This window comes from Rhodococcus sp. ENV425, assembly GCF_002887785.1.
Taxonomy (GTDB): Bacteria; Actinomycetota; Actinomycetes; order Mycobacteriales; family Mycobacteriaceae; genus Rhodococcus; species Rhodococcus aetherivorans.
On record NZ_PCZU01000128.1, the window covers coordinates 1 to 10,364 of the forward strand.

At 71.4% G+C, this 10,364-nt stretch carries 3 protein-coding genes; all 3 read left to right on the plus strand.

The annotated features are described in order from the left end of the window. The first annotated feature begins 72 nt into the window (after window positions 1-72). Window positions 73-2,037, plus strand: a complete 1,965-nt coding sequence (locus CQZ88_RS10165) for an acetoacetate--CoA ligase (RefSeq protein WP_102799684.1) — start codon at window positions 73-75, stop codon at window positions 2,035-2,037. A 77-nt stretch (window positions 2,038-2,114) separates the two neighbouring features. Next, entirely contained in the window at window positions 2,115-2,462 is a 348-nt protein-coding gene (locus CQZ88_RS10170) for a hypothetical protein (RefSeq protein WP_006939718.1), read from the plus strand. A gap of 289 nt (window positions 2,463-2,751) precedes the next feature. Then, the coding region (locus CQZ88_RS10175) for an amino acid adenylation domain-containing protein (RefSeq protein ID WP_146034292.1) at window positions 2,752-10,364 on the plus strand (7,613 nt) is incomplete at its 3' end.

Below are 10,364 nucleotides of genomic sequence, written 5' to 3' on the forward strand. Positions count from 1 at the left end.
GCGGCACGCGGAGCAGATCCTGCACCGCTCCGTCGAGGCCCGCTCGGGCGATCACCGAGGGGGTGCGACGGCATGACCGACACCCCGGTGCCGCCGCAGTGGACCCCCACCGAACAGGACGTCGCCGACGCCCGCATCACCGCCTTCACCCGGTGGGTCGAGCAGCGCCACGGCCTCTCTCTTCCCGACTACCACGCTCTGTGGCGGTGGTCCGTCCACGATCTCGGGCGGTTCTGGCAGGACGTGTGGGACTGGTTCGACGTGCGGTCGCGCACCGATCCGGGACCGGCGCTGGCCGACGCCTCGATGCCCGGCGCGGTCTGGTTCCCCGGGGCGCGACTGAACTACGTGGAGCAGGCCCTGCGACACGCGCGCGACGACCGCCCGGCAATCGTGTACGTCGGCGAGGACGGGGAACGCACCGAGCTGGGCTGGGCCGAACTGCGCAGGCAGGCGGCCGCGCTGGCCGCCACGCTGCGCGAGCACGGCATCGGCGTCGGTGACCGCGTCGTCGGCTACCTGCCGAACATCCCGGAGGCCGTGGTCGCGCTGCTCGCCACCGCGAGCATCGGCGCCGTGTGGGCGGCCTGCGGCCAGGACTACTCGGCTCCCGCAGCCCTGGACCGGCTCGGGCAACTCGACCCCGCTGCCCTCATCACCGCCGACGGCTACCGGTTCGCCGGCCGCACCCACCCCCGCGCCGAGGCGGTCGCCCGGCTGCGGGAGGGGTTGCCGTCGCTGGCGCTGACCGTCGTGGTGCCCCGGCTCGGTGGTCCGCGGCAGGACCTCGAAGGCGCGCTCACCTGGGAGGCGGCGACCCTCGGGGACCATCCCCTCGACCCCGAGCCGGTGCCGTTCGACCATCCGCTGTGGGTCGTGTTCTCCTCCGGGACCACCGGCCTGCCGAAGGGCATCGTGCACGGGCACGGCGGGGTGGTGCTCGAGCATCTCAAGGCGGTCTCGCTGCACACCGACCTCGGGCCCGACGACACCTTCCTCTGGTACACCAGCCCGAGCTGGATGATGTGGAACTTCCAGGCGGCCGGGCTGCTCGTCGGGGCCACGATCGTCTGCTACGACGGCAGCCCGTCACACCCGCGGGTCGACCGGCTGTGGCGGATCGCCGCGGAGGAACGGGTCACCGTCCTCGGCACGAGTCCCGGCTACGTGCTCGCCTGCATCAAGGCGGGCGTCGTACCCCGGCGGGACCACGACCTGTCCGCGTTGCGGGCCGTCGGGGTCACCGGGTCCACGCTGCCCGCGTCCTCGTCGCGGTGGCTGGCGGAGAACGTCGGCGAACACGTCCCGGTGATGTCCATCACCGGCGGCACCGACGTGGTGTCGGCCTTCGTCGGCGCGGTACGCACTGTCCCGGTGTGGCCGGGCGAGCTGTCGGTGCCGTACCTCGGCGTCGCACTCGACGCGTACGACGAACACGGTCGCCCGGTCCGCGACGACGTCGGGGAGCTCGTGGTGACCGCACCCATGCCGTCGATGCCGGTCCGCTTCTGGAACGACCCGGACGGGCACCGCTACCGCGAGGCGTACTTCTCCGTCTATCCCGGGGTGTGGCGGCACGGCGACTGGATCACGATCACCGGGCGCGGGACCGTGGAGATGCACGGGCGCTCCGACTCGACGCTCAACCGGCACGGCGTCCGGATGGGCAGCGCCGACATCTATCAGGCCGTCGAGAAACTCCCGGAGGTCGTCGAGGCGCTCGTGATCGGCGCCGAGCAGCCGGACGGCGGCTACTGGATGCCGCTGTTCGTGGTGCTCGCCGACGGGGTCGAGCTCGACGACGAGCTGCGGGAGAAGATCCGCGCGGCAATCCGGGAGCAGGCCTCGCCGCGGCACGTCCCCGACGACATCGTCGCCGCCCCCGGTGTGCCGCACACCCGCACCGGCAAGAAGCTCGAGGTGCCGATCAAGCGGCTCTTCCAGGGCGCCGACGCGGCACGCACGGTGGATCGCAGCGCGGTCGACGCGCCGGAGCTGCTCGACTGGTACGCGGGGCAGCGGAAGGAGCCGCGGTGACCCGCGTCACCAGACGGCACATCCGGTGGGGTGAGCCTGATTGGACATCCGTCCTGCTCGGGTGATCCGATGGCCGCATGGACGTCGCGATCAAGATCTTCCTCATCCTGCACTTCATCGGCCTCGCCGGGATCATCGGCTCCTGGCTCGCCGTGATCAAGGAACCGCGCGTGGTGGCCGGCATGCTGCACGGCGCGATCCTGCAGGTGGTGACCGGTCTCGCACTGGTCGGGCTCAACGAGGCGAACGACGCCGACCTGAACCACATGAAGATCGGTATCAAGCTCGTCGTCGCCGTCGTCATCCTCGTCCTCGCGATCGTCGGCATGAAGAAGGAACGGCAGAACCCGGGCTCGACCGCCGCCCTCGCACACGCGGCCGGTGCTCTCGGTGTCCTCAACGTCGTCATCGCCGTGCTGTGGTGACGGCTCCGACACCCCCGGCGGCGAAGATGAAGCCGACCTTACCGACCCTGTAGATTGGTCCGGTGCGCAAGTCACGCGGCCGGAAGGCGACCGGCGAGTAACCTGCTCGGGCAGCTCCGCGCCGACAGGCGGGGGGATCGTTGTCCCGGCGGGTCTCGCGGCGTTCGCGCCGTTGTCCGCCGTGTAACGCTCCTCCCCTGAACTGCAGATATACCTGAGCACGGTGCTCGCCCGGGCCACCGGGCGCGACGGTCGGGCCTGCGTCCGACGGTGAGAGAGAGGTTGGGGTTTGGACTCGCTGGGTGTCGGCGGATCGGGTGCGACGAACACGAACGCGGCGAACGTGCCGGACGGTGCCTTCCCCCTCTCCCCGGCGCAGCTCGGGATGTGGTTCGCGCAACACGTCGATCCTTCCGTGCCCGCGAACATCGCCCAGTACGTCGAGCTCGTCGGCGACCTCGATGTCGACCTGCTCCGGGAGTCCAGCGCCCGCGCCGCCCTCGAGATGGGGTCCGGCTTCCTGCGCTTCCTCGAGGTCGACGCGCAGCCCTACCAGCTGGTCGATCCCAGCCTCGAGGCGCCGCTCGGGTTCGTCGACCTGCGGGCGGCGGAGAACCCTCGCGAGGCCGCGCTCGAATGGATGCGCGCCGACCGCAGCACGCCGGTCGACGTGCTCAAGGACCGGCTCATCGTGGCCACCGTCCTGCAGATCGGCGAGCGCCGCTACTTCTGGTACAACCGCGTCCACCACCTCGCCCTGGACGGTTTCGGTGCCGCCACCTTCATGACGCGCATCGCGGAGCTCTACACCGCCGCCGTCGAAGGCGCCGAGCCCAGCCCCAACAAGGCCTCGGACGTGCGCACCGTGTACGAGGCCGAGATCGCGTACCGGAACTCACCCCGGTTCCACACCGACCGCGAGTACTGGTCGACGGTCATCGAGGGCATCGAGGAACCCACCAGCCTGGCCGGCCGCACCGCCCCGCCGGCCCCCGTCAGCCGGATCGACAGCGCCGCCCTCGGCGACCGCGTCGAGCGGCTCGTCGACAGCTTCACCGAACGCGAGAACACCAGCCTCGCGACCGCGGTCATCGCCGCCTTCGCCGCCTACATGGCCCAGATGACCGGCCGCACCGACGTCGTGCTCAGCCTGCCCGTCGCCGCGCGGACCACCGCGGTGCTGCGCCGGTCCGGCAGCATGGTCTCCAACGTGGTGCCGTTGCGGCTCGACGTGGACTCCGGCACCACCGTGCGGCAGCTCGTGGAGGCGGCCACCGCCGCGGTCTCCGGTGCGCTGCGGCACCAGCGGTACCGTCACGAGGACATCGTCCGCGACGCCGGCAACGCGGCCGGCGGCCGCTCGACGTTCTTCGGGCCGTGGATCAACATCATGCTGTTCGACAACGAGGTCCGCCTCGGCGACATGGTGGGACGGATCAACATCCTGTCCACCGGTCTCATCGAGGACCTCGGCGTCAACGTCTACAAGAGCGGCGGCACGCACACCCACATCGACTTCGAGTCCAACCCCAACCTCTACGGCGCGCAGGAGTCCCGTGCGCACCACTCCCGGTTCGTGGAGTTCTTCGACCGGTTCGTCGCCTCCGATCCCGACCGGCGCGTCTGGGACCTGCCCCTCGGAACGGGCACCGAGACCGCCCAGGTGCTCACCGAGTGGAACCGCACCGAGCACCCCCTCGACCACCGCACGCTGCTGGAGGCGTTCGAGGAGCAGGTGGCGCGCACACCGGACGCCCCGGCCCTCGTGTACGAGGGCGAGAGCCTGACGTACGCCGAGTTCGACGCCCGCGCGAACGCGCTCGCGCGGCTGCTCGTCGCCCGCGGCGTGGGACCCGAGTCCCTGGTCGGGCTGTCGGTGCGGCGCTCCCTGGAACTGCTCGTCGGCATGTACGCGATCGTCAAGGCCGGCGGCGCCTGGGTGCCGATCGACCCGGACCATCCCGCGGACCGGACCGCCTACATCCTCGAGACGGCCCGGCCCGTCTGCGTGGTCACGACCGCGCGCGACGAGGTGGACCTGCCTGCCGGCCTCGACGTGGTCGAGATCGACCGCCTCGACCTCACCGGCCTGGACACGCGCCCGCTCGCCGACGCCGACCGGCTCGCGCCGGTGCGCCTCGACACCACCGCCTACGTCATCTTCACCTCCGGCTCCACGGGGCGGCCCAAGGGCGTCGCCGTCACCCACCGGGCGATCGACAACCAGATCCGGTGGATGAACGACCAGTACGCGCTGTCGGCGTCCGACGTATACCTGCAGAAGACCGCGACGACGTTCGACGTGTCGCTGTGGGGCTTCTTCATGCCGCTGCGCGTCGGTGCGACCCTGGTCGTCGCCACCCCGGACGGCCACCGCGACCCGATGTACGTGGCCGACAAGATCGCCGAGCACGGCGTCACCGTCACCGACTTCGTCCCGTCGATGCTCACCGTGTTCGTCGCCAATGCCCGCCCCGGCTCGTGCGACACGCTGCGGCACGTGTTCGTGATCGGCGAGGCCCTGCCGGCGGAGACGGCCGCGGCGTTCGCCCAGTTGTGCAACGCGCAGCTGCACAACCTCTACGGACCCACCGAGGCCGCGGTCTCGATCACCTACCACCGCGCCGGACCCGAGGACGTGACCACCGTCCCGATCGGCGTGCCGCAGTGGAACAGCCGCGCCTACGTCCTCGACCACCGGCTGCGCCCTGTGCCGCCCGGCCGGCCCGGCGAGCTGTATCTCGCCGGTGTGCAGCTCGCGCGCGGTTACCTGAGCCGCCCCGACCTCACCGCCGACCGGTTCCTCGCCGATCCGTTCGGTGCGCCCGGCGACCGGATGTACCGCACCGGCGACCTCGTGCTGTGGCGCCTCGGCGCGGACGGTGGCGGATACCTCGACTACATCGGCCGCACCGACTTCCAGGTCAAGTTCCGCGGCCAGCGGATCGAGCTGGGCGAGATCGAGACGGTCCTGCTCGCCGCCCCGGAGGTGTCGCAGGCCGTCGTGCTCGTGGTGCCCACGGCGACGGGCGACCAGCTCGTCGGCTACCTCGTCGCCGCCCCCGGGCACGCGATCGACGCCGAGGCGCTGACCGAGGCGCTCGGGCGGGCGCTCCCGTCGTACATGGTGCCGGCCTCGCTGATGGTGCTCGAGGCGTTCCCGCTCAACACCAGCGGCAAGCTCGACCGCAAGGCCCTGCCCGAGCCGGTGTTCAACAGCGCCCGCATGTTCCGGGCGCCGCGCACCGCCGCCGAACGGATCGTGGCCGAGACGTTCTCCGAGGTCCTCGGAGTCGCCGAGGTCGGGCTCGACGACGACTTCTTCGAACTCGGCGGCAACTCGCTCGTCGCCACTCAGCTGGTCTCCCGGATCGGCTCCGCACTCGACACCCAGGTGCCGGTGCGGGTGCTGTTCGAGTCGTCCACCGTCGTGGGTCTCGCCGCCCGGGTGGCGCGCCAGTCCGGGTCCGGGGCCCGCCGGCCGCTCGTGGCGGGCTCGCGGCCGGACGTGCTGCCGCTCTCGACGGCGCAGCAGCGGATCTGGTTCCTCAACCGGTTCGACGTCGGCACCGCCGCCTACAACCTGCCCTTCACGGTGCGGCTGACCGGTCCGCTCGATCCCACTGCCCTCGACGCCGCCTTCGGCGACGTCGTCGCCCGGCACGAGACGCTGCGCACCGTCTACCCGGCGGTCGACGGCGAACCGCAGCAGGTGATCCTGCCGGTCGAACACGTCGACAGCCGTGTGCCCGTCCTCGACATCGCCGCGTCCGATCTGCTCGCCCGGGTCGTGGCGCTGGCCGAGCGCGGATTCGACGTCACCGTCGACCTGCCGTTCCGGATCGCGCTGTATCGCCTGGCGGACGACGAGTTCGTCCTGGCGATGGTGCTGCACCACATCGCCGCGGACGGATCGTCCTTCGAGCCGCTCGTGCGCGACATCGTGGCCGCGTACGCGGCGCGGGCCGCCGGCTCCGAACCGGCCTGGTCCCCGCTGCCGGTGCAGTACGCCGACTACGCGCTGTGGCAGCGCGATGTGCTCGGTCTCGAATCCGACCCGGACTCGATCTCTGCGCAGCAGATCGCCTACTGGACCCGCGAACTCGAGGGCATCCCGGATCAGCTCGACCTGCCCGCGGACCGGCCCCGCCCGGCGGTCGCCTCCTACCGGGGCGGCAAGCGCCGCTTCGGGATCTCGCCCGAGACCCACCGGGGGCTGGCCGAGGTGGCCCGCTCGCATCAGGCGTCGCTGTTCATGGTGATGCACTCCGCCTACGCCGTGCTCCTGTCGAGGCTGAGCGGATCCGACGACATCACCGTCGGCAGCGTCGTCGCCGGCCGCGGCGATCGTCTCCTCGACGACCTGATCGGCATGTTCGTCAACACGCTGGTGCTGCGCACCCGGGTCGATCCGGGGGCGCGCTTCGAGGAACTCCTCGACCGGGTCCGCGACTCCGACCTGAGCGCCTTCTCCAACGCGGACGTCCCGTTCGAGCGGCTCGTGGAGGTCCTCAAGCCGCCCCGTTCCACGGCCCGTCACCCGCTGTTCCAGGCCGCGCTCGCCGTGGAATCTCCGGGCACGCGCGACATCTCGTTCTCCGGCGTGCGCGCCACCGCGGCCGAGCTGGACGTACCGATCGCGAAGTTCGACCTGCAGCTGTGGCTCGTCGAGCGCACCGACGACGCGGGCCGCCCGGCCGGTGTCGACGCCGTGTTCGAGTACGCGACCGACCTGTTCGACGCCGACACCGTCGACGTCTTCGGGCAGCGTTTCGTGCGGATCCTCGAGGCGATCGTCGCCGACGCCGCCACGCCCGTCGGTGACATCGACATCCTTGCGCCCGAGGAGTCGGCGCGGCTCGCCTCGGTCCGTGGCCCCGGGCTCCACCGCAGCGAGCGGCCGCTCGTCGAGTTGCTCACGGCCGGTGCGGATCTCGCTCCCGACACGGTCGCCGTCCGGTGCGGCGACTCCGCTCTCACCTACCGCGAGCTCGACGAGTGGTCCAATCGTCTCGCGCGCGTCCTCATCGACAGTGGCGTCGGTCCCGAAACAATTGTGGCACTGGCATTCCCGCGTTCGGCGGAGATGGTGCACTGCGTGTGGGCCGTAGCCAAGACCGGCGCCGCGTACGTGCCGATCGATCCCGCGCACCCGATCGAGCGCATCCGGCACATCGTCGGGGACTCCGGCGCCGTGCTCGGCCTGACCACCGCCGGGCACCTGCCGGGGCTGCCCGCGGACTTCGACTGGAACGCCCTGGACGACGCCGAGACCGTCGCGGCGATCGCGCGGGCGTCCGCCGCGCCCGTCCGCGACGCGGACCGGCTCGCCTCGCTGCGCCTGGACCACGTCGCGTACATGATCTACACCTCGGGCTCGACGGGCCTGCCGAAGGGCGTCGCCGTGACCCACCACGGGCTCGCCGCGCTGGTCCAGGAGAGCGTCGAACTCTACGGCGTCACCGACCGGTCCCGGGTGCTGCACGTGTGCGCGCCCAGCTTCGACCCGTCGGTGCTCGAGTGGCTGATGGCCGGCGCCTCCGGCGCCGAGCTCGTGGTGACCCCCGCGAACGTGCTGGGCGGCACCGAACTGCACGACCTGATCAAGGCGCACGGGGTGACCCACGCCGTCATCACTCCCGCCGTGCTCGGTTCGGTCGACCCCCGCGACCTCGACACGTTGCGCGTCCTCAACGTCGGCGGCGACGTCTCCACCGGCGACCTGGTCGCCCGCTGGTCTCCGGGCCGCCGCTACTTCAATGCGTACGGCCCCACCGAGACCACGATCGTCACCACCCGTGGCGAACTGCGCCCCGGGGAGCCCATCACCATCGGCACGCCCGTCGCCGGGGTCGGTGCCCTGGTGCTCGACCCGCGTCTGCACCCCGTCCCGGTCGGCGTGTCCGGCGAGCTGTACCTGACCGGGGACGCCCTCGCCCGTGGCTACCACCGGCGACCGGCGCTGACGGCGGACCGCTTCGTCGCCTCCCCGTTCGGCGCGCCGGGCGAGCGCATGTACCGCACCGGGGACGTCGTGCGGTGGGACGACGAGGGCCGGCTGGTGTACGCCGGACGGACCGACTTCCAGGTCAAGGTCCGCGGTTACCGCATCGAGCTCGGTGAGATCGACGCCGCCTTCCTGTCCCACCCCGCCGTCGACTTCGCCACCACGATCGGGCACGAGACGCCCTCGGGCCAGACCACTCTCGTCACCTATGTCCACGGCGAGGCCGGCCTCGACAGCGACGAACTCACCGAGTACGTCGCCGGATTCCTGCCGTCCTACATGGTCCCCTCGGTGTGCGTCGTCCTCGACATCGTCCCCCTCACCCCGAACGGGAAGGTGGACCGCAAGGCACTGCCCGAGCCGGTGTTCGAGGCGCGGACCTTCCGCGCCCCCACCACGCCGATCGAGGAGATCGTCGCGGGCACGTTCGAGGACGTCCTCGGTATCGACCGCGTCGGACTGGACGACGACTTCTTCGAACTCGGCGGCAACTCGCTCGTCGCGACACAACTCGTGTCCCGGCTCGGCGCGGCCCTCGACACCCAGGTGCCCGTGCGCCTGCTGTTCGAGGCGTCGACCGTCGTCGCGCTGGCCGCGCGGGTCGAACACCGGGCCGGCGCCGGTCGGCGCATCCCGCTCGTGGCCCGGCCGCGCCCCGACCGGATCCCGCTGTCCCTGGCCCAGCAGCGCATGTGGTTCCTCAACCGATTCGAGCCCGAGTCGGCCACCTACAACCTGCCCTTCGCCCTGCGGCTGTCCGGTGAGCTCGACATCACCGCGCTGCAGGTCGCGATCATGGACGTCATCGACCGGCACGAGTCGCTTCGCACCGTCTACCCGGAAGGGCCGGACGGGCCGATGCAGGTCGTCACGGACGCCGCCACGGCGGTGCCCAACCTGACGCCCACGTTGATCACGGAAGAGGATCTGCAGCAGGAGATCTCGGCGCTGGCATCCACCGGGTTCGACGTGACCCGCGAGGTGCCCATCCGGGCCCACCTGTTCGAGATCGGCCCGACCGAGCACGTGCTCGCGATCGTCATGCACCACATCTCCGCCGACGGCTGGTCGATGGGACCCGTCGCGCGCGACGTCATGGCCGCCTACGCCGCGCGCATCGAGTGGGAGCGCCCCGCGTGGCCGCCGCTGCCGGTGCAGTACGCGGACTACACGCTGTGGCAGCACGAACTGCTCGGCTCCGAGGGCGACCCGGAGTCGCTGATCGCCGATCAGCTCGCGTACTGGCGCAACACCCTCGCCGGGCTGCCCGACCAGCTCGACCTGCCGTCGGACCGGCCCCGGCCGGCACGGCAGTCGTTCCGCGGCGGGACCGAACGATTCGTCGTGTCCTCCGAGATCCACTCCGCGCTCGACGAGGTCGCGCGCCGGCAGGGCACCACCCTGTTCATGGTGGTGCACGCGGCGCTGTCGGTGCTGCTGGCGCGGTTGTCGGGCACCGACGACATCGCCATCGGCACCCCGGTGGCCGGCCGCGGCGAGCAGGAACTCGACGACCTGGTCGGCATGTTCGTCAACACCCTGGTGCTGCGCACCCAGGTGGACCCGAACCGGCCGTTCACCGAGCAGCTCGCCCGGGCCCGCGAGGCGGCGCTCGGGGCGTTCGCGCACGCGGACGTGCCGTTCGAGCGGCTGGTGGAGGTGCTCAATCCCGCCCGGTCGACGGCGCGGCACCCGCTGTTCCAGGTCATGCTGGCCTTCCAGAATCTCGGGTCGACCCACGTGGAGCTGCCCCGTCTCGTCCTGGAGACGCAGGCCATCGATACCTCGGTGGCGAAGTTCGACCTGCAGCTGACGCTGTCCGAGTCCTCGGACGACGACGGCCGCGCCGACGGGCTCGTCGCCGAGATCACCTATGCGACGGATCTTTTCGATGC

What these genes read in the sequence shown, in the direction of transcription:
- CQZ88_RS10165 (WP_102799684.1), top strand. Translation starts at nt 73, where the DNA reads ATGACCGACACCCCGGTGCCGCCGCAGTGGACCCCCACCGAACAGGAC.
- CQZ88_RS10170 (WP_006939718.1), top strand. Translation starts at nt 2,115, where the DNA reads ATGGACGTCGCGATCAAGATCTTCCTCATCCTGCACTTCATCGGCCTC.